At 59.0% G+C, this 24248-nt stretch carries 26 protein-coding genes; 8 read left to right on the top strand and 18 right to left on the bottom strand.

Annotation, left to right across the window (positions count from 1 at the left end):
- Positions 1 to 239 precede the first annotated feature (239 nt).
- Both CWM53_RS21120 and aroL read right to left on the bottom strand, forming a co-directional pair.
- The gene (locus CWM53_RS21120; protein ID WP_008805350.1) at positions 240 to 431 is read right to left on the bottom strand and encodes a YaiA family protein; all 192 of its coding nucleotides are present in this window, start codon (positions 429 to 431) and stop codon (positions 240 to 242) included.
- Between the two features lie 71 nt (positions 432 to 502).
- Positions 503 to 1036 (bottom strand): shikimate kinase AroL, encoded by a 534-nt coding sequence (aroL, locus tag CWM53_RS21115; RefSeq protein WP_061155599.1) that lies wholly within the window; start codon positions 1034 to 1036, stop codon positions 503 to 505.
- A gap of 328 nt (positions 1037 to 1364) precedes the next feature.
- Between aroL and CWM53_RS21110 the strand changes: the two genes are divergently transcribed.
- Entirely contained in the window at positions 1365 to 2063 is a 699-nt protein-coding gene (locus tag CWM53_RS21110) for a DUF2076 domain-containing protein (RefSeq protein WP_074386764.1), read from the top strand.
- Here CWM53_RS21110 and CWM53_RS21105 read toward each other — a convergent pair.
- Positions 2060 to 2518: a YaiI/YqxD family protein gene (locus tag CWM53_RS21105; RefSeq protein ID WP_061155601.1), complete on the bottom strand. Its 459-nt coding sequence runs from the start codon at positions 2516 to 2518 to the stop codon at positions 2060 to 2062. The two genes, CWM53_RS21110 and CWM53_RS21105, sit on opposite strands and share 4 nt — an antisense overlap.
- A gap of 116 nt (positions 2519 to 2634) precedes the next feature.
- Between CWM53_RS21105 and proC the strand changes: the two genes are divergently transcribed.
- The gene (gene proC, locus CWM53_RS21100; protein WP_074386815.1) at positions 2635 to 3444 is read left to right on the top strand and encodes a pyrroline-5-carboxylate reductase; all 810 of its coding nucleotides are present in this window, start codon (positions 2635 to 2637) and stop codon (positions 3442 to 3444) included.
- 70 nt (positions 3445 to 3514) lie between these two features.
- Here proC and CWM53_RS21095 read toward each other — a convergent pair whose 3' ends face one another.
- From CWM53_RS21095 to CWM53_RS21075, 5 genes are all read right to left on the bottom strand, one after another.
- Positions 3515 to 3832 (bottom strand): PsiF family protein, encoded by a 318-nt coding sequence (locus tag CWM53_RS21095; protein WP_074386765.1) that lies wholly within the window; start codon positions 3830 to 3832, stop codon positions 3515 to 3517.
- A 91-nt stretch (positions 3833 to 3923) separates the two neighbouring features.
- Complete coding sequence (gene phoA, locus CWM53_RS21090) at positions 3924 to 5354, bottom strand: alkaline phosphatase (protein WP_165784181.1); 1431 nt, start codon at positions 5352 to 5354, stop codon at positions 3924 to 3926.
- An 89-nt stretch (positions 5355 to 5443) separates the two neighbouring features.
- Entirely contained in the window at positions 5444 to 5704 is a 261-nt protein-coding gene (gene iraP / locus CWM53_RS21085) for an anti-adapter protein IraP (protein WP_008805343.1), read from the bottom strand.
- Between the two features lie 300 nt (positions 5705 to 6004).
- The gene (locus tag CWM53_RS21080) at positions 6005 to 7204 is read right to left on the bottom strand and encodes a multidrug efflux MFS transporter (protein ID WP_100729397.1); all 1200 of its coding nucleotides are present in this window, start codon (positions 7202 to 7204) and stop codon (positions 6005 to 6007) included.
- A gap of 169 nt (positions 7205 to 7373) precedes the next feature.
- Positions 7374 to 8057 carry an extensin family protein gene (locus tag CWM53_RS21075; protein ID WP_074386767.1) on the bottom strand — a complete coding sequence of 228 codons (684 nt, stop codon included), beginning with the start codon at positions 8055 to 8057 and terminating at the stop codon, positions 7374 to 7376.
- Positions 8058 to 8156: 99 nt separating this feature from the next.
- Here CWM53_RS21075 and ddlA point away from each other — a divergent pair, with 99 nt between their 5' ends.
- Positions 8157 to 9254, top strand: a complete 1098-nt coding sequence (gene ddlA, locus CWM53_RS21070) for a D-alanine--D-alanine ligase (RefSeq protein WP_012542722.1) — start codon at positions 8157 to 8159, stop codon at positions 9252 to 9254.
- Between the two features lie 31 nt (positions 9255 to 9285).
- Here the strand turns inward: ddlA and CWM53_RS21065 are convergent, their stop codons facing one another.
- The gene (locus CWM53_RS21065; protein WP_012968852.1) at positions 9286 to 9489 is read right to left on the bottom strand and encodes a DUF2754 family protein; all 204 of its coding nucleotides are present in this window, start codon (positions 9487 to 9489) and stop codon (positions 9286 to 9288) included.
- 251 nt (positions 9490 to 9740) lie between these two features.
- On the opposite strand from CWM53_RS21065, the gene CWM53_RS21060 reads away from it, so the two are divergent.
- Positions 9741 to 10043 (top strand): YaiY family protein, encoded by a 303-nt coding sequence (locus CWM53_RS21060; protein ID WP_100631417.1) that lies wholly within the window; start codon positions 9741 to 9743, stop codon positions 10041 to 10043.
- On the opposite strand, the gene CWM53_RS21055 is transcribed toward CWM53_RS21060, so the two are convergent.
- The 3 genes from CWM53_RS21055 to CWM53_RS21045 all read right to left on the bottom strand — a co-directional run bounded on the left by CWM53_RS21055 (position 10040) and on the right by CWM53_RS21045 (position 13015).
- Positions 10040 to 11146: a DUF1615 domain-containing protein gene (locus CWM53_RS21055; RefSeq protein ID WP_061155610.1), complete on the bottom strand. Its 1107-nt coding sequence runs from the start codon at positions 11144 to 11146 to the stop codon at positions 10040 to 10042. The genes CWM53_RS21060 and CWM53_RS21055 overlap by 4 nt on opposite strands.
- Positions 11147 to 11164: 18 nt before the next feature.
- The gene (gene sbmA, locus CWM53_RS21050) at positions 11165 to 12385 is read right to left on the bottom strand and encodes a peptide antibiotic transporter SbmA (protein ID WP_061155611.1); all 1221 of its coding nucleotides are present in this window, start codon (positions 12383 to 12385) and stop codon (positions 11165 to 11167) included.
- A 117-nt stretch (positions 12386 to 12502) separates the two neighbouring features.
- Positions 12503 to 13015, bottom strand: coding sequence for an isochorismatase family protein (locus CWM53_RS21045; RefSeq protein ID WP_162493340.1), 513 nt, complete (start codon positions 13013 to 13015; stop codon positions 12503 to 12505).
- Between the two features lie 219 nt (positions 13016 to 13234).
- Between CWM53_RS21045 and ampH the strand changes: the two genes are divergently transcribed.
- The 4 genes from ampH (at position 13235) to CWM53_RS21025 (ending at position 18119) form a co-directional block, all read left to right on the top strand.
- Positions 13235 to 14395 carry a D-alanyl-D-alanine-carboxypeptidase/endopeptidase AmpH gene (ampH, locus tag CWM53_RS21040; protein WP_061155613.1) on the top strand — a complete coding sequence of 387 codons (1161 nt, stop codon included), beginning with the start codon at positions 13235 to 13237 and terminating at the stop codon, positions 14393 to 14395.
- A gap of 105 nt (positions 14396 to 14500) precedes the next feature.
- Positions 14501 to 15475: a porphobilinogen synthase gene (hemB, locus tag CWM53_RS21035; RefSeq protein WP_002890201.1), complete on the top strand. Its 975-nt coding sequence runs from the start codon at positions 14501 to 14503 to the stop codon at positions 15473 to 15475.
- Between the two features lie 255 nt (positions 15476 to 15730).
- Positions 15731 to 16222 (top strand): REP-associated tyrosine transposase, encoded by a 492-nt coding sequence (locus tag CWM53_RS21030; protein ID WP_074386771.1) that lies wholly within the window; start codon positions 15731 to 15733, stop codon positions 16220 to 16222.
- Positions 16223 to 16400: 178 nt separating this feature from the next.
- A complete protein-coding gene (locus CWM53_RS21025; RefSeq protein WP_074386772.1) occupies positions 16401 to 18119 on the top strand; it encodes a lysophospholipid acyltransferase family protein in 1719 nt (572 codons plus the stop codon).
- Between the two features lie 112 nt (positions 18120 to 18231).
- Here CWM53_RS21025 and tauD read toward each other — a convergent pair whose 3' ends face one another.
- From tauD to mmuP, 6 genes are all read right to left on the bottom strand, one after another.
- Positions 18232 to 19083 (bottom strand): taurine dioxygenase, encoded by an 852-nt coding sequence (gene tauD, locus CWM53_RS21020; protein ID WP_004144604.1) that lies wholly within the window; start codon positions 19081 to 19083, stop codon positions 18232 to 18234.
- Positions 19080 to 19907 (bottom strand): taurine ABC transporter permease TauC, encoded by an 828-nt coding sequence (gene tauC, locus CWM53_RS21015; protein WP_074386773.1) that lies wholly within the window; start codon positions 19905 to 19907, stop codon positions 19080 to 19082. The genes tauD and tauC overlap by 4 nt, the downstream gene beginning before the upstream one ends.
- On the bottom strand, positions 19904 to 20671 hold the full coding sequence (gene tauB / locus CWM53_RS21010) for a taurine ABC transporter ATP-binding subunit (protein ID WP_023288561.1): 768 nt from the start codon (positions 20669 to 20671) through the stop codon (positions 19904 to 19906). Before tauB ends, tauC begins: the two co-directional genes overlap by 4 nt.
- 11 nt (positions 20672 to 20682) lie before the next feature.
- Positions 20683 to 21645, bottom strand: coding sequence for a taurine ABC transporter substrate-binding protein (gene tauA, locus CWM53_RS21005; RefSeq protein WP_008805331.1), 963 nt, complete (start codon positions 21643 to 21645; stop codon positions 20683 to 20685).
- 210 nt (positions 21646 to 21855) lie between these two features.
- Positions 21856 to 22788: a homocysteine S-methyltransferase gene (mmuM, locus tag CWM53_RS21000; RefSeq protein WP_100676216.1), complete on the bottom strand. Its 933-nt coding sequence runs from the start codon at positions 22786 to 22788 to the stop codon at positions 21856 to 21858.
- Complete coding sequence (gene mmuP, locus CWM53_RS20995) at positions 22775 to 24184, bottom strand: S-methylmethionine permease (protein ID WP_100631414.1); 1410 nt, start codon at positions 24182 to 24184, stop codon at positions 22775 to 22777. Before mmuP ends, mmuM begins: the two co-directional genes overlap by 14 nt.
- Positions 24185 to 24248: the final 64 nt, after the last annotated feature.

Genomic DNA, 24248 nt, shown 5'->3' with positions numbered 1-24248 from the left:
TTTTCACTACCACTGCTTCAAGACAGACTTACCACACACAGCATCCGCCCCCCTGTTGAGTAAAAATCAACCGTCGAGAAGCGTAGCAGCTCCGCGCCGCCGTTGAATGTAAAGATTGACCGGCGGCAGCGGCGTGCCTGAAAAATCCGTGTGTTAGATATTCATTAGTACGACTGATAAATAAAAAATGTGAGATACGCCCGATATTGCCAGTATGGCAGGCAATCCGGGCTCAGGGGTTACGACTTGTCAGGATCTTCATAGCGCCGCTTGGCATCCACGGCTTCCTGCTCGGTAGGATGTTCGCTGATCAGCGAATTGGGTTCAGGATAATCCGCGCGGAGTTGATACCAGGTGACGGTCTGACCCTGCGGGCCTTTCTCTACCGCCACAACGCGGGCTTCTCTCGGATAAGGGGGCCTGTTTGGCATAGTTCTTCCTTCTTCTGGCGTCAGAACTATCAAGTATAGGCGCCCCTCACCGTCTTAATGTAAGTAAATTCTTAACTTACCGGGGTCGCCGTCACGCCACACAGCATGGTCATAATCTGCTCCACCACCCGATCCGGGGAGGCCGTGGCATCCACGATGTGATGGGCGGCGTCACGGTATAAGGCTTCGCGCTGCGCCAGCACCTCGCCCACTTCTTCACGTACCGGTTTCCCGGTCAGCGTCGGACGCTGCTCGGCTTTCGGGTAAGCTTCCAGACGATCAATCAGCGCCGACACCGAGGCCTGCAGATAGATAACCACGCCATTCTCCCGCATAAACTGGCGGTTACCTTCCGCCAGCACAATGCCGCCGCCGGTGGCGATCACCGTATTCGGCAGGGTCACGGCCTTCAGCGACAGGGTTTCCAGTTCGCGAAAACGCGCCCACCCTTCTGCCTGCACGATCTCCGCTACCGTCCGCTGCTCATGAGCCTGCAGCCGATGATCGGTATCGGAGAACTGAAAATGCCGCGCTCGCGCCAGCGCATGGCCGACGGTGGTTTTACCGCAGCCCCGTGGCCCGATGAGAAAAATTGGCTGTGTCATGACCGAAGACCCCCTGGTTCCGCCTGTCGTAAAAAATGAAAACGAAAGAACGTATTATCGCTGTTTGTTCCGCAACGCATGCGTAAATTAAACGTTACACAACTTCTTTACCCCCCTATTACCACAGTGAGAGAAGGGGCTCTTGATGTAAACTTATCATTGCATTAAGTGTTTAACCAGCTTTACTTTCGGCTGGGCGTTATTTTTTATCCAACGCTGGCGTAAACGGTAACACATTTATGCATAGCTTTACGAAGCAACATATTTACAACATCGTGTTTCAGACGCACCCTGATGCCAATTCAACAGTGTGACAGAGGAATGTAACATGCAATCTGAAGAACAACGCCTTATTGATGGGCTGTTTTCCCGGCTGAAAGAGGCTGAGACACACAGTGCATCGCGCGATACCAGCGCCGAGGAGCGGATTGCCCAACATGTGAGCGCGCAGCCGGCGGCACCCTACTATATGGCGCAAACCATTCTTATCCAGGAAGCCGCGATTAAACAGCTTAACGATCGCATCCAGGCGCTGGAAAGCCAGGTCAGCCAGCTGCAGGCGGCGAAGCCCAGCAGCGGCGGATTCCTCTCCGGCTTGTTTGGCGGAGGCGGCTCGTCACGCGGTTCTGACTCCATCCCGGGCGCGGAGCAATACGGACGCCCGCAGGCCAGCGCCCAGCCGCAGTATGCCCCGCCGCAACAGCAGCAGAACTATGCCCCGCAGGCAGCCGCACGCGGCGGCGGCTTTATGGCGGGCGCTCTGCAAACAGCCGCAGGCGTAGCAGGCGGCGTGGTGCTGGGCAATATGCTGACCAATATGTTCAGCGGCTCGCACCCGCAGGAGATCGTCAATATCATCGAAGAGAAGCCGCAGCCTGATGCCACTCCCGCGCAGGACGCCACCGCAGGTGACGATCCGTTCCGCCAGGGAGACGATCAGTTCCTTGCCGACAATACCTGGAACGACGACTTCGACGCCGGCTTTGGCGACGATGATGTTGGCAGCGACGACGATAGCTGGGTCTAACCCTGCTGACGTTTAACCGCCAGCAACCACTTCTCCAGCTCGGCGGCAAACTGTTGCCGATCGCGTTGCGATAAACTATCCGGGCCGCCGGTCTGAACGCCGCTGGCCCGCAATGTCTCCATAAAATCCCGCATTGTCAGCCGCTCGCGGATCGTCGCCTCACTGTAGCGTTCCCCGCGCGGATTCAGCGCCGCACCGCCCTTCGCCAGCACTTCCGCCGCCAGCGGGATATCGGCGGTGATCACCAAATCCCCCGGCGCACACTGGCGGACGATTTCGTTATCCGCCACGTCAAAACCTTGCTCAACCCGCAGAGTGCGGATGAAACGCGACGGCGGTACGCGCAGCGGCTGATTCGCCACCAGCGTCACCGGGATCTGGGTTCGCTCTGCCGCGCGGAACAAAATCTCTTTAATCACGTTCGGACACGCGTCCGCATCTACCCAAATAGCCATGCCAGCTCCTGTTACCTGCAATAAGTGACGCCAATGTTACCTGCTTTTCTCCCCCATGAAAGCGCCAGGATGGTAAGCTAATCAGATCGTAACGAAAAAAGCAGAGGGGAATGGTGATGGATAAGAAAATTGGCTTTATCGGCTGCGGCAATATGGGTAAGGCCATTCTGGGTGGACTGATCGCCAGCGGCCAGGTACAGCCGGGACAAATCTGGGTCTACACCCCGTCGCCGGACAAGGTTGCGGCTCTGCGCGACCAGTATGGCATTAACGCGGCCGGGAGCGCTCAGGAAGTGGCGCAGATTGCCGATATCGTCTTCGGCGCGGTGAAGCCGGGGATCATGACCAAAGTGCTGGGCGACGTCGCCTCAAGCCTGAATAAAGAGTCGCTGGTGGTCTCCATCGCCGCCGGGGTCACGCTTGAGCAACTGGCGCGCGCCCTCGGTCACGATCGCAAAATTATTCGCGCGATGCCCAATACGCCGTCACTGGTCAACGCCGGTATGACCTCCGTCACGCCTAACGCGCTGGTGAGCAGCGAAGATGTGGCCGAAGTGCTGACCATTTTCCGCTGCTTTGGCCAGGCGGAACAAATTGCCGAGCCGATGATCCATCCGGTGGTGGGCGTGAGCGGCTCCGCGCCGGCCTATGTCTTTATGTTTATCGAAGCGATGGCCGATGCCGCCGTCCTCGGCGGGATGCCGCGCGCCCAGGCCTATAAATTCGCCGCCCAGGCGGTAATGGGCTCCGCCAAAATGGTGCTGGAGAGCGGCGAGCACCCGGGGGCGCTGAAAGATATGGTCTGCTCGCCTGGCGGGACCACCATCGAAGCCGTCCGCGTGCTGGAAGAGAAAGGGTTCCGCTCCGCCGTGATCGAAGCCATCACCCAGTGTATGGAGAAATCAGAGAAACTGAGCCGCGCCTGAGCCTGAGAGGGTAGGCAGTAATGCCCTGAGTATTCAAAGAAGAAGGGAGCGGATAAGCGCTCCCTTTTTTTCAGGCTTTCTTCAGGCAGGTACTCATGAAGGTACTGCGTTCATCACCCTTCAACGATTTTGCCGAGGCCGCTTTGTTGCAGTCGCTCATCTTCTGCTGCTGAGGGGTGAGCGCTTTTCCTTGCGACGTGGTGGTCTCTTTTTTCAGGCACTGGCTCATAAACGTTTTGCGCTCATCTCCCTTCAGCGCTTTGGATGACGCTTGCTGATTGCAGTCCGTCATCTTTTGCTGCTGTGGAGTGGGCGTTTTTTCTGCCGCGCCAACCGCGCTGATAAAGATCAAGCCAAACAGTAGGGTCATTAGTAAGGTTATTTTCATCGCACCATCCTTCTGTGAGTGGATCGTTGTAAGTCTGGACGCAGATAGAAAAAAAACCAGCCGGTGACGCAATTTCGCCACCGGCAGCGACTTATTTCAGACTCAGGGCAGCTTTCATGGTCGAGAACAGGTCGGTCTGGTCGGTCAGGCCGACGACGTTAGCCGCGTGTGGACCGTAGGCCGCAATGCGCAGCTGGGTGCCGGTATGCTCCATCGACTCTTCCTCAGAGTTGCCGTAGCTCATGACCATCACTGCGCCATCGTGGGTATTCAGAGCCTGGGTCAGTCCCGGGGCTTTGCTGTCCGCCGGAATGATCTGGCTGGCGTGCGCATGGTCGGCGGTGACGATCACCAGGGTATTGCCATCTTTTCGCGCAAACTCCAGCGCCTTCTGCACCGCTTCGTCGAGGTCAACGGTTTCACCGATCTGGCCGCACGGATTCGCCGCATGATCCTGTTTATCGATGGAAGCGCCTTCCACCTGCAGGAAGAAACCTTTCTCGTTGCGGCTCAGCAGGTCAATCGCTTTCTCCGTCATCTGCGCCAGCGTCGGCACCGAGGCGTCGCGTTTCGGGTTTGGCGTACAGGTCACCGGCGCCTTATCGATATTGCCGTGATAAGACGCCTTCGGCCCTTCCCAGCGTACCGGCATATTGCCATCGGCGAAGAGTCCCAGCAGCGGCTTAGCCTGACTGGCGTCAGTCGCGGCGGCAAGGGAAGCCGCGTCGGTCACAATCTGGTAGCCGCGCGCTTCCGCCTGCTCGCGCAGGGTTTTGCCCTGCCACTCGCCCGCCGTCGCCGTTTCGGCAAAGGTCTTCGCGCCGCCGCCCAGCGTCACATCCGGCCGGGCGTTCAGCAGCTGTTCAGTAATGGAGCCTTTGCCCCCTTTCTCCAGCGCATTGCTGGGGCATTTTTCGCTGGTGACCGTGGGGCCGTAGCATTTACGCGATGTCACATGCGCTACCAGCGCCGCGGGGGTGGCATCCTGCAGCTCGGCGGTGGAAACGTTGCCGGTGGCCAGCCCCGCCGCTTTCGCCAGCTCGAGGAGGGTCTGGTGATCTTTTTCATGAATATCGACGCCCAGCGCGCCGTTATAGGTCTTCACGCCGGTGGTCCAGGCGGTGGCGGACGCCGCCGAGTCGGTCACGTAGTCCGGTTTACCGGTTTTTTTATCCAGCGAATAGTGCGTGTATTGTCCGGTTAACGGCAGGGCGTCAATGCCTTTAAAGAAACCGCCCGCCCCTTCCGCATAATTTCGCGCAGCGGTAATTTCCGAATCACCCATGCCATCGCCAATCAGCAAAATAACGTTTTTAGCCGGCTTATTGATTAACGAGGCGCGCAGCGCTTCGGTTTGATCGCCTGTTAAACGACGCGCGCCGCCGGGAGTGGTGATATCTCCTTGCGCAGCGCGATTTTCCAGAACCGGCGCAGCAGTGGTTTCTGCATGAATAACCGGCGAACCCAGCAGAGGAACCAGGGCAATAAACAGGGCGCTTAATTTCACTTTTGTCATCTCCATGTAAAAAATACTTAAAAAAACAAAACGGGGGAGACTTTATAAAAGGGAGATGACAGAAAAATGACGGCATCCTTGTCGTGTCACAAAGACTAGCTACGAGGATGCCGCAACAGCTTCTTTAGATATTGCTGCAGCAGCATCGCATCCTGGTCGTTGACCGGCGGACAGGGCGTCACCTGGTCTATTGCCTGCTCAATATCCTGAATCAATGCCTGCTGGGCATCATGCTCCATATGGCGCAATAATGCGGTGACCACGATCTCCAGCGCTTCAACCTGCACCGTCAGTTCCTTTGCTTCTTCTTCCTTTTGCGCCAGTTTAACCAGTAACTCAGCAATGAGATTCTTCATAGCACCAGTTCCTTATGCGAGGCCTGTTTTTGATTGGGATGTCATACCCGATGACGGACCTCAGAATTACTTAAAATAAGAATCATCGCAACACCCAATATACAGCGAAACGTTTTACCACAACAAAATACCACTATAAATAGTATTGTTTAATCATGGCCGGGGATGGTTATAACCAGATGGCGCAGGAAATAATAAAATGGAATAGCGCTCACGGCATGGCGATAACAAAAAGTAATGGTAAATGTACCGACGGTGAATAACGCTGACGGTATCGCGATAAATACCGTCAGCAGAGGTTCAGGCGTTAGCCCGGCGGGTGCGGCGCAGCATCCATGCCAGCTGCCAGAGGTTAATGAAAACGATAATGGCGGTAGCAATAAACACCCAGCGGAAGCCGGCCATGGCCGATACAGAGGCGCCAATCAGCGGCCCGGCGACATTGCCCAGATACATAAACGACTGGTTATAGCCAAAGATGCGTCCGGTGACGCTGTCGCTGCTGTATTTCAGCAATAAAGTCTGCACCGCCGGGAGCATCGCGCCATCGGCAAAGCCAAGCAGGAAACGCAGCGTCCCCAGCTGCAGTGGGGTGGTGACAAAGGACATGGCGAAGAACATCACCACTGCGCAGCAGAGCGTCGCGAGCAGGATCCGCGAGGTACCGATGCGATCGCCTAACTTACCCAGCCGTGGCGCAGAAATCAGCGCTGACACGCCGGGCACCGCGGCGATCATCCCGGCCAGAAAGGCGATATTGTTGCTGTCCGGCACCATCGACTTGATAAACAGCGCCAGAATTGGGCCAATTGAGCCGTTGCACAACTGGATCACCAGGGTGGTGAAAAAGAGGCTGATCACCAGCCCCGGGTAGGGCAAGGAGGCAAAGACTTGTTTCCCGGTGAGGCGCTCGCTTTTGCTGACCTGCGGGCGGGCGCCCTCTTTAATCAGAAACAGCGTCACCAGGAAGCTTACGGTCAGCAAAATCGCGGTGATGATAAATACGGCGCGCAAACCGACATGATCAGCCAGGAAGCCGCCGAGCAGTGGGCCGCCGATCACGCCGCTGATTTGCGCCGTTGATAGCGTGCTCAGCGCCCAGCCGCTGCGCTCGCGCGGCACCTGGGAGGCCACCAGCGCCATGGCGTTGGGGATATAACCGGAGGTTAAGCCCATGATCGCCCGCAGGATAAACAGCTGCCAGACGTTAGTGGCGAAGGCCTGCAGTAAAATAGCAATCGCCATCCCCAGCGAGGCACGCAGCAGCATCAGCTTGCGGCCTTTGCGGTCTGCCAGGCTCCCCCACATCGGCGAAACGATCGCCGAGACAAGAAAAGTCACGCTGAAGGTCAGCCCCGACCACATCGACAGCGCTTCATGCGAGGTGACGCCCAGCTGGGAGACGTAGAGGGGCAAAAAAGGGAGAATTTGACTGATCGCCAGGCCGGTAAAAAAGCAGCCAAACCAGACGGAGATAAGATTAACCTTCCAGGATTCCATAACTACGCGTATTCATTAATGATTTGCCAATTATTACCTAGCTTAGCAATTTCATTCCACTGGTGTACTACCATAGATGCGCTGGCGATGAGTTTGGTGTTTTATGAGTGCGGATGAGAACCTGACGAAGCATTTTCTGGTCATTTAGGCTGCTCACAGCGCTTTATGCTCAAAAGCAGAAGCCCTGTCCGCGCATCCCCAGATGAAAATGATTGGCGTGAGCCGCATTGTACTCTGGCCCCAGTGCGTTGCCGAAGTAGTGGCAGCTGTTGCTCAACAGCGCCGCCAGCCAGGGATGCGAGGTCTCGTTCCGCCAGCCCTGCAGGACGCTGACGCGTCGGCCGTCCGCCAGACGGAAACCGCTGACGTCCAGCGCGTCCGCCGTGGCGTGTTCACTGCGCCGCGCCTGTTGCCGATGGTAGATATTGCGGCAGGCGAAGCTGCCGAGATGATCGATCTGGCGCAGATCGCTCGCCATCAGCTGGCGGGTCAGCGGTTTCGCCTGCTGCTCGACATACAGCGCAGTGCTGAGCGCCAGCGGGCAGCTGGCGAGGAAGCTGCTGCTCAGCATCACGCTGCCAAAATTCGCCACTCGCACCACGTTATGCAGCGGGCAGCTTCCCTCGCTGTCGGCCACCGGCCGGCTGGCGATAAGCCGCCGGCGATTGGCTTCCGCCAGCAGGGAGGCGCACTGATCTGCCGTCAGCCTGCGCAGCTTGAATGACGTCAGCCAGCCCGGGGGATCGTCCAGCGCCAGCGGTACCAGAGGATTCAGGTGCGGCGGCAGATAGCGGTATCCCAACAGGCCCGCGCCGAGCAGCCCGGCCAGCACCAGCAGCGTCTTTCCTCTCACGCCCACTCCCGTCAATTGATCAGGTAAATATTATGGCAGGCAGGCAGCGGTTTCACATGGTATGTTATGCCCTTTGATGTTATCTGGATGGAAGTTGAAATGGCAAAGATGAGGGTTGGGATCGTTTTTGGCGGCAAGTCGGCGGAGCATGAAGTGTCGCTGCAGTCAGCGAAGAATATCGTGGAAGCGATTGATAAATCGCGCTTCGATGTGGTTCTGTTGGGCATTGATAAACAGGGGCTATGGCACATCAACGACGCCGGCAACTACCTGCTCAATGCTCAGGATCCTGCCCGCATTGCCCTGCGCCCTTCCACAGTGACTCTGGCGCAGATCCCAGGCCGCGAAGCACAGCAGCTGATTAACGCCGACAGCGGCCAGCCGCTGGCGGCTATCGATGTGATTTTCCCCATCGTCCACGGCACGCTGGGCGAGGATGGCTCCCTGCAGGGCATGCTGCGCATGGCGAATCTGCCTTTCGTGGGTTCCGATGTGCTGGGCTCCGCGGCCTGTATGGACAAAGACGTGACCAAACGTCTGCTGCGCGATGCCGGGCTCGCTGTCGCCCCGTTTATCACCTTGACCCGCGCCAACCGCGCGCAGTTCAGCTTTGCCGATGTCGAAGCGAAGCTGGGCCTGCCGCTGTTCGTGAAGCCGGCCAATCAGGGCTCATCGGTTGGCGTCAGCAAAGTTAAAAACGAAGAGCAGTACCATCAGGCGGTGGCCCTGGCCTTTGAATTTGACCATAAAGTGGTGGTGGAACAAGGCATTAAAGGGCGGGAAATTGAGTGTGCGGTGCTGGGTAACGACCACCCGCAGGCCAGCACCTGCGGTGAAATTGTCCTCAACAGCGAGTTTTACGCCTACGACACCAAATATATCGATGACCAGGGCGCGCAGGTGGTGGTCCCGGCCGCCATCGCCCCTGAGATCAACGACAAGATCCGCGCGATTGCGGTGCAGGCCTACCAGACCCTGGGCTGCAGCGGCATGGCCCGCGTTGACGTGTTCCTCACCGCCGACAACGAGGTGGTGATCAACGAGATCAACACCCTGCCGGGCTTTACCAACATCAGCATGTATCCGAAGCTGTGGCAGGCCAGCGGCCTCGACTACACCAGCCTGATCACCCGGTTGATTGAGCTGGCGCTGGAGCGCCATGCCGCGGACCGGGCGCTGAAAACCTCCATGAACTAAAACGCGTTTACCGCGCCTGGCAGCAGGGGTCTCAGGCCTCTTCTGCCGGGCGGCGGCGGATCACCAGGCCCGCGGCCCAGAAGCTAATCACCCAGGTCACCAGACCAACGGCGTAAGATTGCCAGCCCTGCGTTTCAAACCCCAGCAGCCCCACCACCCCATTGAGAATAAAAATTAACCCCAGCGCCACCGCGTAGTAGTGCCAGTCGCGGCGAATTTTATCAGTGAGCTTCATGCGGCCTCCAACAGCAAAAAACGCATCTTCGCATAGCCGCCCGCGGCGGTCTGTAGCGCCAGGGAGAATGTTGCTGGATTGCGACGCCGCTCTCCCTTTTGGATCCTGTGGCGCGGTTAACACAACGGCGAAAACAGGATTATTCCTGGACGGCAATTACCAGCAATCTGATACTGACAACGGCCCCTCACTGCCAGAATACCTGCCATAGAGCTGGAGAAAAAACCAGCAGCGCAGAGGTGGGAGGGCCTATGGCTGAATTCAGTTTTTCAAAATCGCTTTTGGGAAATAAAAAAAGAGGGGCGCTGACCGGCAGCCATGTCGCCTACGGGCTGTTCGTCCTGGTCTGCTGCTGGGCCGGCGCGCAGATGCTCAGCATGCTGATCCACGCCCCGGGGGTATTTGAACGCTTGATGCAAACGCAGGACGCCAGCCGTCCGCAAGTCGACATCAGCCTCGCCGTTGGCACTCTCTTTGGACTGATCCCTTTCGCGATCGGCTGCTCGTTCATCGTGCTGCTCGCGCTTATCGTGCGCTGGCGTCAACGCCGTTAACGCCGCGCCATACAGTTTGCCCGCCGCTCATCAACCCGTTTTGCAAACCACGCCGTCGTCAGATTTCGGGTAATTTTCGGACTCTCCAGCTGGATCCCTGGCAACATCTCCCGCGGCAGGGTCTTGCCCGCCTTTTTCTCGGCGAGGCGGAAAACCTGCTGATAAAGGTCGGTCTTCTCAAACGCCAGGCTGTCACCCTTTTTCAGCTGGCGGTGGATCTCGCTGTCGCTCATTCCCAACTGGCCCGCCAGGCGACGCACCGCCAGTTCGGTGCTGCCCGGTTCCTCGCTGTCGTAGCGGATAAGGTCGCCGTCGAGCGCCAGTTTTACCCCGCTGGCTTTCACCACCGCGTTCTGGAAGGCGGCGTTACGGCTGGCATACCAGCCGGCGTTGAAGTCGGCAAAGCGGTACAGCGGCGCACTGTAACTGGCCGGGTAGTTCAGCAGATGATAGGTGCCAAACCACAGGCCACCGCGCAGGCTGAAGACCTCCTGGCGCACCGTACCGCTCATTTTCCACGGGTAGCCGGAGGTGTGCTGCTCGGCAAAGGCAATGCTGACCTGCATTGGGCCTCCGGTATGCACCGGGTTAAGCGAACCGAACAGCTTCTGCCCCATCGGCACCATCCCGATAAAGTCATCAAAAATGGCGCTCAGCTGCTTTTCCGTCTTCACGTTGTCCAGACGGTCGCTGTAGCTTTTGCCGTTTGGCGAAGTGATCTTCAGCGCGGTATGGACCAGAAACGGCGGAATGTGCATTTTTTCCGCCCGGCGGTCAATTTCCTGCCAGGCGATTTTATTTAGCCCCGGCACCACCGGATCGGACTGATAGTTAGACTCCTGCTGCGCGACCGCCAGCACCGAACAGACGTTCTCTTCCGTCGGCGCCAGCTTCTGGCTGTCAAACGCGGTGGCGATGGCTTGCGCCCAGGCCTCCCGATCCTTGACGCTGGCCGGCATTTTCTGCCGCACCACCGACGCCACGTCAACGGGCTTCTCGCCCTCTTTCAGCGTCGGGGCCTGCTGGCTGGTACAGGCGCTCAGCACCATGGCCGCCAGCAGCGTCAATGAACCGGGAATAATGCGCGATAAACGTGCGGCCATCATGCTTCCTTGTCTTGATTAACGTAATGTCGGGATCGCTTCCTGCAGCGGCTTGCCGTCCAGCTCGCGTTCAAAACTGCGCAGACGTTTGTAGATGGACATCAGTTCCACCAGCGTCGTCCACGAGCTGATCAGGTACTGGAACGAGCCGCGCACCTGGCCGAAGACGTTGGTAATTTGCGTCATCAGCCCGAGGGTAATCGTACCGGCAACGATCGACGGAAACAGCAGGAAAAGGCCGAAAACGTTATCCACCTGCAGATAGAGAATGCGGGCGATGTTGAAATACATATAGTGGAAATAGAGACGGAAGTAGTTGCGACGCACCGCGCTGAACAGCTCACGTACCGTTGGCGGCGTGGCACGGGTTTCATCATCCTCACCATAGACCAGCTCTTTACGATACGCCGCTTCAACACGCTGGTTTTTAAACTCCAGGCCAGGCAGCTTAATCCCCACTACCGCCAGCATGCCGGTTCCCATCAGCGACCAGACGATAGCGGCAATCACCAGGCCATACGGCAGATGACCGACGATGGGCAGGTCGGGAACGTGTTCGGAGAGTGTCACCAGCACCGGCAGGAAGGCGATCAGGGTCATCACCGCGTTGATAAAGCTCACCCCCATATCTTCCAGGGTGGAAGCAAAGCGCATGGTATCTTCCTGCACACGCTGCGCGGCGCCTTCGATATGGCGCAGATGCTGCCAGTGGGCCATATAGTGTTCGTTCATCGCCGTACGCCAGCGGAAGACATAGTGGCTGACGAAGAAGTTGTTCATCACGCCAATGATCACCGCGATGATCGCGATGCCGAGAAAGATGCCGATCTCCTGATAAAACTGGTTGATGCTGACCTTATGCGGGGTGGCCAGCGCGCTCTGGATCAGGTCGTAGAACGGCGCATACCAGGCGTTGATCGCCACCCCGACTTCCACCAGAAACCAGGTGACGAAGATGATGAGCGACGTGCCGAGAATCGACCAGTACTGCCAGCGGTGCGGGCAGTAGACAAACCAGAACAGTGCAAATACGCCGACGCAAAACAGATAGTAAGCGTAGAACACCAGATAGTTGAGCGACCAGAAGCGCGCCGCGCTGATCGCCACATTTTGCGATGCCCCGGTGACCCGCAGCAGCCAGTCGCCGCCGCCCGCCTGCCAAAAGATCACGGCCAGCAGCGACCAGATAAAGGCAGAAATAAAAAACGGCCCCGGTTTGGGGAAAAAAGATTTAAACATTATTGTCTCCTGCTAACTTCTTATCGTTCTGCTATTGCTGTGTACGACGCATACGTCGGCCGCCGCGTGGATGCGCTCTCGCGGGGCAGACGAATGATAAGACCGGATATCAACAGCTTAGTTCTGCTGCCAGGCGTGCAGAATTGTTTCTGTGGGTTTCACCTGTAAAGGATTGCCAGGAACGGTCAGCGTACGCCACACCTCATTGTAGTGGGCGATAAGCGTCGCGGCCTGCGCGGCGGGGCGGTCGGCGGTGGTGTGGGCATCTTCCGCGATCACAATACCGTACCCGCGGCTGGCGCCGTTTTTAATGGTAGTGTCGAGGCAGTAGTCGGTGGCGCAGCCGCAGATGACGAATTGCTGAATGTCGTGTTCGTCCAGCACCTGCGCCAGCGAGGTGTGATAGAAGGCGTCGCAGGCGGTTTTGGTGACATACAGCGCGCCAGCTGGCTGTTCCAGCTCGGGAAGCAGGGCGAAGCCTTCGCTGCCGGCTTCGAGGCCGCCGGCTTCATCATGCTGAATGAAAATAACCTTGTCCGCCGCGCGCACCAGACGATTAATTTGCGCGACGCAGCGCTCGCGCGCCAGACGCGGCGTGGCGAACACGCCGTTTTGCATATCCACGACCATCACTACCCGTTGAGCCGTCATTGTTCTCTCCCACGAACTTTCAGCCAAACGGTCATCATACGCGGCAGCGGAAAAAGCCGATATCTGAAAGCGTAAAAAAGTCTTTTTTACGCACCGTTACCTTTTTCCTGCAGGAATGTCGTGAATCCCACTTTGTTCTGCGCCACTTCGTAGTATAAATACCCTCTTCTCTTTTATTTATTTAATGGATGATCTCCGTTGAAACGTAGTTTGCTCATTTTTGCTGCGCTGTGCGCGGCGTCGTGGACCTCGGTACAGGCCGCACAGCCCACCGTTGATCCGGTTTTCGCCTCGGATGTGGTCGATCGTTACGCCAATCATATCTACTACGGCAGCGGCGCCACCGGTATGGCGCTGGTGGTTATCGATGGCAATCAGCGCGTTTTTCGCAGCTTTGGCGAAACCCGCCCGGGGAATAATCAGCACCCGCAGCTCGACTCGGTGATCCGTATCGCCTCCCTCAGCAAACTGATGACCAGCGAGATGCTGGTGAAGCTGCTCGATCAGGGGGTGGTGAAACTCAACGATCCGCTAAGCAAATACGCCCCGCCGGGTACCCGGGTGCCTGACTGGCAGGGGACGCCGATCACGCTGGCGAACCTCGCGACCCATACCAGCGCCCTGCCGCGCGAGCAGCCTGGCGGCGCCGCTCATCGCGCGGTGTTTGTCTGGCCGACCCGCCAGCAGCGCTGGAACTGGCTCTCTACCGCAACCCTGAAGACGGCGCCCGGCTCGCAGGCCGCCTACTCCAACCTGGCCTTCGATTTACTGGCGGACGCCCTCTCCAACGCCGCCGGCAAACCTTATCCGCAGCTGTTCGAAGAGCAGATCACCCGGCCACTGGGGATGAAGGACACCACCTTTACCCCGTCACCGGATCAGTGCCAGCGGCTGATGATCCCGGAAAAAGGCGCCAGCCCATGCAACAACACCCTGGCGGCGATCGGTAGCGGCGGAGTCTACTCGACACCAGGCGATATGATGCGCTGGATGCAGCAGTTCCTGTCATCCGATTTCTATACCCGCAGCCAGCAGGCCGACCGGATGCAGACGCTGATTTATCAGCGTAACCAGCTGACCCGGGTGATTGGTATGGACGTGCCGGGCCGCGCCGACGCGCTGGGACTTGGCTGGGTGTATATGAAGCCGAAGAATGGCCATCCGGGGATTATTCAGAAAACCGGCGGCGGCGGTGGGTTTATCACCTATATGGCGATGAATCCGCAGGCTAACGTCGGCGCTTTTGTGGTGGTGACCCGCTCGCCGTTAACCCGCTTCAACAATATGAGCGATGGCATCAACGACCTGGTCAGCGAGTTGAGCGGCGCGCAGCCCAACATGCAGACGGCCAGCCAGTAAGCTCGCGGGGGTTTCGCCGACACGACATAACGATCGTTTTGGCGAAACATCCCCATGCCATTTCAGTTACACTAACGTCTTTCATTTCACAAAATCAGGCAAACCATGACAGATTTAATCACTCGCCCCCGCCGCCTGCGTCAATCCGCTGCGCTGCGCGCCCTGTTTGAAGAGACAACACTGAGTTTGAACGACCTGGTGTTGCCGATCTTTGTTGAAGAAGAAATTGATGATTACAAAGCGATCGAGGCCATGCCCGGCGTGATGCGCATTCCGGAAAAATATCTGGCGCGTGAAATCGAACGCATCGCCAACGCCGGTATTCGCTCGGTGATGACCTTTGGCATTTCTCATCACACCGATGCCACCGGCAGCGATACCTGGAATGAAAATGGTCTGGTGGCGCGTATGTCGCGGATCTGCAAGTCCACGGTGCCGGAGATGATCGTCATGTCCGATACCTGCTTCTGCGAATACACCTCCCACGGCCACTGTGGCGTGCTGTGCGACCACGGGGTGGATAACGACGCGACCCTGGAAAACCTCGGCAAGCAGGCTGTTGTCGCCGCCGCCGCGGGGGCGGACTTCATCGCCCCTTCCGCCGCGATGGACGGTCAGGTACAGGCGATTCGCCGCTCGCTGGATGCCGCCGGTTTCACTAATACGGCGATTATGTCCTACTCCACCAAGTTCGCTTCTTCCTTCTACGGCCCGTTCCGCGAAGCGGCCGGTACCGCGCTGAAAGGCGATCGTAAAACCTATCAGATGAGCCCGATGAACCGCCGGGAAGCCATTCGCGAGTCGCTGCTCGATGAAGCCCAGGGCGCCGACTGCCTGATGGTGAAACCGGCTGGCGCCTATCTGGATATTCTGCGCGATATCCGTGAACGCAGCGATCTGCCGCTCGGCGCCTATCAGGTCAGCGGGGAGTACGCGATGATCAAATTCGCTGCCCAGGCGGGCGCTATCGATGAAGAGAAAGTGGTTCTGGAAAGCCTCGGCGCTATCAAACGTGCAGGCGCCGACCTGATCTTCAGCTATTTCGCCCTCGATCTGGCTGAGAAAAAAATTCTCCGTTAACCCCGCCCCTCCCCGGTGGCGCTTCGCTTACCGGGGCTACCAAACCTCATCCCCGGTGCGCTGCATTTATCGCGACCACCACACCGTAGCCCGGATAAGGCGCTTGCGCCGCTATCCGGGGACAGGCGCTAACCAATATCTGTAGCTAAAATTTTGCGCGCCGCTTTCCATCTTCTGCGCCTTCTCCTTGGCGTACCGGATTTCGCCTTCTACCGTGTTAAACCACATCATAAATACCGAATTCCAGGAGATCCTGTGGTGGCTTATCGACGTTATTACATTAAGGGGGGAACCTGGTTCTTCACCGTTAATCTTAAAGACCGTAGAAGCATGCACCTAACTGAAAACATAGAATTATTGCGCTACTCTGTCGCCGTTGTTAAACAACATCGACCCTTTACTATTGATGCCTGGGTGGTGTTGCCTGAACATCTCCATTGCATCTGGACACTACCTCATCATGATGACGATTTTTCTTCACGCTGGAGAGATATCAAAGGCTGTTTTACCAGAACGTTAAAACGGCAACGCCTCTGGCAACCGCGCTTCTGGGAGCATGTCATACGCGATGAAGATGATTACCGCCGACATGTTGATTACATCCATATCAATCCACTTAAGCATGGCTGGGTCACCCGAGTGATCGATTGGCCATTTTCAACCTTTCATCGCGATGTCCAGCGCGGGCTATATCCCCCAAATTGGGCTGGCGATAGCTTTGATCTTATCTGTGGTGAACGCCGATAGCCTCTCCCCGGTGGCGCTGACGCTTACCGGGGCTACAAATCGGCGCCAACCGTAGCCCGGATGAGGCGTTAGCCGCTATCCGGGAAACCTCCCCCGCTGCGACCGAAACTTCACTCAACTGTAATCTGAACGACATCTCCACCTTCTACTGTCTGGGCAGGACGGAGGAGGAGCCACTATGTTTAGTCTCGACAACGTACTCGATGACCTGTGGCCTCAGGCGAGGCCCGCCCCCTGGCAAAAGAAACTGTTAAAAAAGCTATTTCATGAGGAAGAGTTTCAACAATTTGCCGATCGTCATCGCCACCTGAAGGGGCTTGATACGGTCGAACAGGTACTGGAATACCTCAATATCCGTTGTGCCATCCCGGCGCACGATCTCGAACAAATCCCCGAATATGGCCCGCTGGTCATTATCGCCAACCACCCCACCGGCACCCTCGACGGCCTGGCGCTCCTGTATGCGGTATCCCGCGTGCGCCGCGACGTCAAAGTGGTCACCAACCGCATGCTAACCCACCTTGAGCCCCTGAGCTCGCTGTTTATCCCGGTGGATAACATTCATGGCCGCACCGCTAAAGCGGCGCTGCAGCAGATGGATCACCAGCTGCAGGCCGGCGGGGTGCTGATCTTCTTCCCGGCGGGGGAAGTCTCCCGTCTGACCCGCCGCGGTATCCGCGATCGAAAATGGCACTCCGGTTTTATTAAGCTGGCGGCAAAATATCGCGCCCCGCTGCTGCCTGCATGGATTAACGCCCACAACAGCGCCCTGTTTTATGCCAGCACGCTGATATCAGACAACCTGCCGCTGCTCCTGCTGATGCAGCAGATGTTTCGCCGGCGCAACAGCAGCCTGCCGGTGCGCATCGGCCAGCAGATCCCCTGGTCGAACTGGTTCGATGCGCAGTCCAGCGCTCGCGATCTTACCGGCCGCTGCTATCAGCATCTTGAAAAACTGCGCAAAGGGCTGCCGGGGCAGTTCAAAACCGTAAGCGCCATCGCCCGCCCGGAAGATCGGGCGCGGCTCAAACGTGAGCTGAACAAGGCCGAATGCCTGGGCCGTACCGCCGACGGCAAAATGATTTACCTCTGGCAACGCAACGGCCAGGAGGACGCGCCGCTGCTGCGCGAGCTGGGACGTCTGCGGGAAATCGCCTTCCGCGCGGTCGGGGAAGGCAGCGGCAAACGGCGGGATATCGACGGGTATGACGATGACTATCTGCATCTGATCCTGTGGGATGAAGACGATCTGGAAATCGTCGGCGCTTACCGCTTTATGCCGACGGCCATCCAGATGGCAAAGCGCGGCCTGGAGGGGATCTACAGTTACAGTCTGTTCCATTACGACGGGCGGATGGACGATGTCCTGCAGCACGGCATTGAGCTGGGGCGCAGCTTTATCCAGCCGCGCTACTGGGGGCGTCGCGGGCTGGATTATCTGTGGTCCGGCATCGGCGCTTATCTGGCGCGCTATCCGCACTATCGCTATCTGTTTGGTCCGGTGTCGATTTCTGGCGGGTTGCCGCCCGCCGCCCGCGATCTGCTGGTGGCGTTCTACCGGCTGTGGTTCCCGGCAACGCATCCGCTGGCGGAGTCGCGTCGACCTTATCCGGCGTCGCTGCCCGACGTGCTGGCGCAGTTTGGCGGGCAGGATTACAACGACGACCTGGCCCGGCTGAAGTCCCTGCTCGGCAATCTCGGCTGCGCGATCCCACCGCTGTATAAGCAGTACTCGGAAGTGTGCGAGCCGGGCGGCGTGCAGTTTATCGATTTCGGCAGCGACCCGGATTTCAATAACTGCGTGGATGGTCTGGTGCTGGTGGATCTCACCTACCTGAAGGCCAATCGCTATCAGCGCTATATTGGCGCGCATCTGGGTGCGCAAAAATCGGCATAAACGCTCTTTCCCGGCTTACGGCGCGTTGCGCCTTAGCCGGGCTACGGTTCACCGTTTCCGACGGATCGGTAGCCCGGAAAAGGGCGGCTGATGCCTTAACCGGCTACAAGCATTACCCCGCCCGGTAATACGGCTTATCGCCGAGGATCGTCGCCCGGTGCATGATCCGCCGCTGTGGCAGATAGTCGGCGTTAGCGTAATGCTGGGTCACCCGGTTATCCCAGATAGCGACATCGTTCGGCTGCCAGCGCCAGCGCACCTGAAACTCCGGTTTAGTCACATGGGCAAACAGGAAGTTCAGCAGCGCCGCGCTCTCTTTCTCGCTCACCTCGACAATTCGCGTGGTAAACCCTTCATTAACGAACAGCGCCTGCTTGCCGGTCACCGGGTGGGTACGCACTACCGGATGCAGCAGCGGCGGATGCTTCGCCACCGCTTCCTGCCAGCGCCGATGCTCGGCTTCGGTCTTGTTGTACTTATACTCCTGGAACGATTTGCGGAAATCGTGTTCGGCATGCAGGCCGCTCAGCAGCTGCCGGAAAGGTTCTGACAGCGCTTCCCAGGCGGCGATGCCGCTGGTCCACAGGGTGTCTCCGCCGGTTGTCGGCAGCTCTTTCGCCGCCAGAATGGCGCCAGCGGGCGGCGTATCGATAAAGGTGACATCGGTATGCCAGTTGTCATTGTCCGGGGGATTATCGTTGTGGGTATCGAGGACGATAATCTCTTCCACGCCAGGGGCGTGAGGGTAGACCGGATGGATATGCAGGTCGCCAAACCGCAGCGCCAGGTCGCGCTGTTGCGCCGGGGTGATATTCTGCTCGCGCAGGAACACCACCTGATGACGCAGTACCGCGTGATACAGCTGTTCAAACTGGTTGTCGCTCAGCGGACGGGTTAAATCCGCCCCGGTCACCTGCGCGCCAATATACGGCCCCAGCGGGGTAATGCTCAGACGTTCACTCATTGTACTTCTCCATGCCAGGGCGTCAGGCGCCGCTGCAGCGCGCGCAGACCCAGTTCCAGTAAAAAGGCGATAATGGCAATCACCGCGATCCCCGCCAGCACCACATCGGTCGCGAGAAACTCGCCAGCAGACTGCACCATAAACCCTAACCCGCGAGTGGCGGCGATCAGCTCAGCGGCCACCAGCGTTGACCAACCCACCCCGAGACCAATGCGCAGCCCGGTGAGGATCTCCGGCAGCGCGCCGGGGAGGATCACCAGCCACAGCACCTGCGCCCGGCTGGCGCCCAGCGAACGGGCGGCGCGAATGCGCACCTGCTGCGCGCTTTTTACCCCTGCCAGCGCCGACATCGCTACCGGGGCGAAAATCGCCAGGTAGATCAGCAGGATCTTCGAGGTTTCACCGATGCCAAACCAGATCACCATCAGCGGTAGGTAGGCCAACGGCGGCACCGGACGATAGAGTTCGATCAGCGGATCGAGGATCCCACGCACCGTCGGGTTGAGCCCCATGGCGATCCCCACTGGGACGCCAATAAGCACTGCCGCCAGCAGGGCGATGACGATCCGCGTCAGGCTCGCCGCCAGATGCTGCCAGAGCGTCGCATCCATAAAACCCTGCGGCCCGGCGATAGTGATAAGCTTCTGCAGCACCTGGCCCGGCGGCGGCAGAAACAGCGGGCTAATCAGCTGCAGCGCCGCGACCGCCCACCAGACGGCCAGCAGCACCGCCAGGGTCGCCACGCTGAGGGTGAGCTGACGGGAGAGCGGCCAGCGCCACTTCAGCGTCGACTGACGCGGTTTGTCGTTCAGTAGCACGCTCATGAGAAAGCCTCCCGTTGGTCAAACACCCGGCTCAGAATGTATTCCCGCTGTTCAATAAAGCGCGGGTCGGATTTGATGCTGCGGCAGGGTTCTCCCGCGACAAAACGACGGCTGAAATCAAGCGGCAGCCGCTCCACCACCCGACCCGGCCCCGGCGACAGCAGCACCAGCTCGGTCGCCATGAAAATGGCTTCTTCAATGTCATGGGTGATCAGCAGCACCTGTTTGCCGGTCTCATGCCAGAGCGTCAACAACAGCGTTTGCATCTGCTCGCGGGTAAAGGCGTCAAGCGCGCCGAAGGGCTCATCCAGCAGCAACAGCTGCGGATTCGCCGCCAGCGCCCGGGCGATACCCACCCGCTGGCGTTGACCGCCGGACAGCTGCCAGATAAAGCGCTTTTCCGCCCCTTCGAGGCCGACCTTCTTCAGCATCTGCGCCGCCGCTTGCCGGCGCTGCGCTTTATCCACGCCCGCCAGCTGGAGGCCCAGCGCCACGTTATCCTGCACATTGCGCCACGGCAGCAGGCCTTCATTCTGGAAGACCACGCCGCGCTCTGCGCCCGGCCCGGTCACCCGCTGACCTTCGAGGGTGATGCTGCCGTGCTGATAGGGCACGAATCCGGCAATCAGGTTCAGCAGGGTAGTTTTACCGCAGCCCGAGGGCCCCAGCACCACCAACAGCTCCCCACTCTCCAGCGTCAGGTTGATATCCGCCAGCGCCGGTTTACCGCCGTAGTCGGCGGAAAGATGCGAGATTTGCAGCATCGCCGCCTCCTTTACTTCACGAAACGGTCAGTGACGTACTGACGATAATCGGTTCCCGCCGCAGGCACTTTGCCCTGCTCTTTCAGGAAGCGCGCGGTATCGACGATGGCCTGATTGACCGGGCCGTTCAATGCCTGCGCCTGCTCAGCGGCGGTCAGATAGGTGTTCCCCTTCACCAGCCCCGGAACATCGGCTTCCGGCACGCCGCTCAGGCGCGCCAGCTTGCTGATGTTGTCCGGCTGTTTCAGCCATGTTTCCGGGTTGGCGATGTAGGGCTGCTGGGCGTCGATGGCGCTTTTAGCAAAGGCTTTGACGATCTCCGGATGCTGCTCGGCGAAGTCCTTACGGACCACCCAGACGTCGAGGGTTGGCGCGCCCCACTCCCCAACCTGCGCGGAATCGGTCAGCACCTTGCCCTCTTTTTCCAGTTCGTTAACCGCTGGCGCCCAGACGTAAGCGCCATCGATATCCCCGCGCTGCCAGGCGGCGATAATCGCTGGCGGCTGCAGGTTAATAATCTGCACCTGTCCCGGCTTGATGCCCCAGTGTTTGAGCGCCGACAGCAGGCTGTAGTGGGTGGTGGAGATAAACGGCACGGCAATGCGCTTGCCGATCAGATCTTCCGGTTTAGTGATGCTCTTTTTCACCACCAGCGCTTCGGAGTTGCCGAGCTTTGAGGCGAGCAGGAACACTTCGATCGGCACCTGCTGACTGGCGGCCACCGCCAGCGGGCTGGAGCCGATATTGCCGATCTGCACATCGCCGGAGGCCAGGGCGCGCACCACGCTGGCGCCGCTGTCAAATTTCCGCCAGTCGACGGTCGCGCCGCTGGTTTTGGCGAAGGTATTGTCCGCCTGGGCGACTTTCGCCGGCTCAGCGGAGGTTTGATACGCCACGGTCACGTTGACCGCCTGCGCCTGGAAGGCGGCGACGGCCAGCGCCGCCAGAAGAGTAATTCGCGATGTGAATGCCATAGTGTCTGCTTCCCCTGAGTTGTTATAGGTGCAGTATTTCCGGCATCAGGATGCAGATGAAGTAATTAAAAATTCTGGCTAATAGCGAATCGTTTTTAGAACAAAAGCGGGAAAGGATAGTTGGTTTTGTGCGGTGGGTTGGCGCCGCGTGCCGGCGACGGATCGCGCAATGTGTAGGCCGGGTAAGCGCAGCGCCACCCGGCACAAAACTCAGCGCTTCGCGTTAAGCGCGGCGATATCCTTCGGCGTGGTGCGGCAGCAGCCGCCAATCAGCTTCGCCCCGGCCGCCAGCCACTGCGGCAGATAATCCGCCAGGGTGGCGCAGGCTTCGCCATGATGGTGCCAGGTCTTGCTCACCGCATCATAATGTTCGCCGGAGTTAGGATAGACCACCAGCGGCAAGGCCGTCAGGCTGTGCAGATGCGCCAGCGCCGCGGGCGTATTTTCCAGGGCGATACAGTTGATGCCCACCGCCACCACCTGCGGGTTATTCGCCAGGGCAGTCATCACCTCGCGCAGCGGCGTGCCATCGCTGAGATGTTCGGCGTCGCGCAGCGTGAAAGAGTACCAGGCGCGGGCGCGGGGATAGTCTTGCAGCAGGGCCGTCAGCGCCTGGATCTCAGCGAAGGACGGCAGGGTTTCACAGGCCAGCAGGTCGGCGCCCGCATCCAGAAGGGCTTCGACGCGCGGGCGGTGGAAATCCTGGAACTCTGCCGCGCTGCGCTGATAATCGCCGCGATACTCCGAGCCGTCGGCGAGAAACGCGCCATACGGCCCTACCGAACCGGCCACCAGCAGCGTGCCAGCCTGCGGGTTCTCGGCGAGGTACGCCTCGCGTGCCTTGCGCGCCAGTTCGACGCTTTTGCCGATCAGCGCCCGGGACTGCGCATCATCCAGCCCGCGCGCGGCAAAGCCGGCGGGAGTGGCCTGATAGCTGGCGGTGATCGCCACCTGCGCCCCGGCGCGAAAGTAGTCGAGATGCACATCGCGGATCAGCTGTGGGTTCTCCAGCAGCACTTTCGCCGACCACAGGCTGTCGGCCAGATCGCAACCGCGGGCCTCCAGCTCGGTGGCCATAGCGCCGTCCAGCAGGACATAAGGCTGGGCGGCCAGAAGGGCAGTGAACGGATTAGTCTGCGACATGTTGGGACTCCTGAGTCATATTCCGTGAACGAGTGAGATACCAGGCACCATAGCACAGGGCCACAAAGGGGATCCCGCACCACAGCGCAATTCTCTGGCTCGGGTCAAAGGCGAGGCCCACGCAGGCCACCAGGCACAGCACAAAGCCCAGAACGGGCACCACCGGATACCAGGGAGCGCGATACTGCAGATCGCCCAGGGCCTTACCCTGCTGCAGATGGCGGCGGCGGAACATAAAGTGTGAGGCGCAGATGCTCAACCACACCGCCACCACCGCAAAGCCGGAGATCGCCGACAGCGCCACAAACACCGTATCGGGCGCCACCACGCTGGAGAACAACGCCAGCACGCCACCCAGCATACTCACCGACAGCGCGGTCACCGGCACGCCCCGTTTATTGACTGTGGCAAAGCAGGCCGGCAGCGTCTTCTCGTTCGACAGCGACCACAGCATCCGTCCGGAAGCGTACAGGCCGGAGTTAGCCGCCGACAGGATCGCCGTCAGGATCACGAAGTTGAAAATGTCCGCCGCGTAAGGGATGCCCACCTTTTCAAACACCAGCACGAAGGGGCTTTTCTCCACCCCCGCCTGCTGCATTGGGATCAGCGCCGCCAGCACAAACACGGTGCCGATAAAGAAAATAATCAGCCGGGCGATGGTGGTGCGGATGGCGACCGGAATGACCTTGTGCGGGTTTTCCGTCTCTCCGGCGGCAATGCCGATAAGCTCCGTTCCGGAGAAGGCGAAGTTCACCGCCACCATGGTCATCAGGATCGGCAGGCCGCCGTGCGGGAACCAGCCTTCGGCGGTGATATTATGCAGGCCCGGCGCCGGGGAGCCATCCTGCATCGGAATGAAGCCGAAAATGGCCGCGCCGCCGAGAATAATAAACGCGATGATGGTGATCACTTTCACCAGCGAGAACCAGAACTCGCCTTCGGCGAAGAAGCGCGTCGAAATGATATTAAGGCCGAAGATCACTGCGCAGAATACCACGCACCAGATCCAGACCGGCACCTGCGGGAACCAGTACTGCATGCAGAAGCCCGCCGCGGTAAAACTCGACCCCAACGCCACCGTCCACGTCAGCCAGTAGAGCCACGCCACGGTATAACCCGTCGCCGGGCCAAGATAGCGCGCCGCGTAAACGTGGAAGGCGCCGGTCTCCGGCATCGCCACCGACAGTTCACCGAGACACTGCATCACCAGCCAAACCACCAGAGCGCCAATCAGGTACGCCAGCAGCGTCCCGGCCGCGCCGGTGGTAGAGATGATATAGCCGGTATTAAAGAATAAGCCGGTGCCAATCACGCCGCCGAGCGACAGCATGATCAGATGGCGCGTTTTCATGGTGCGCTTCAGTTGCCCACCTTGTTGTTGTGTTGTGCTTTGCATTTTATTTTCTCACGCCAGCCCGCTTGCCCGGGTCATGATGCGTATAAACGTATAGACATCTAAA

It is taken from the genome of Klebsiella sp. A-Nf5 (genome assembly GCF_002810545.1).
Taxonomy (GTDB): Bacteria; Pseudomonadota; Gammaproteobacteria; order Enterobacterales; family Enterobacteriaceae; genus Klebsiella; species Klebsiella variicola.
This window is presented reverse-complemented; position numbering and strand designations above follow the sequence as displayed.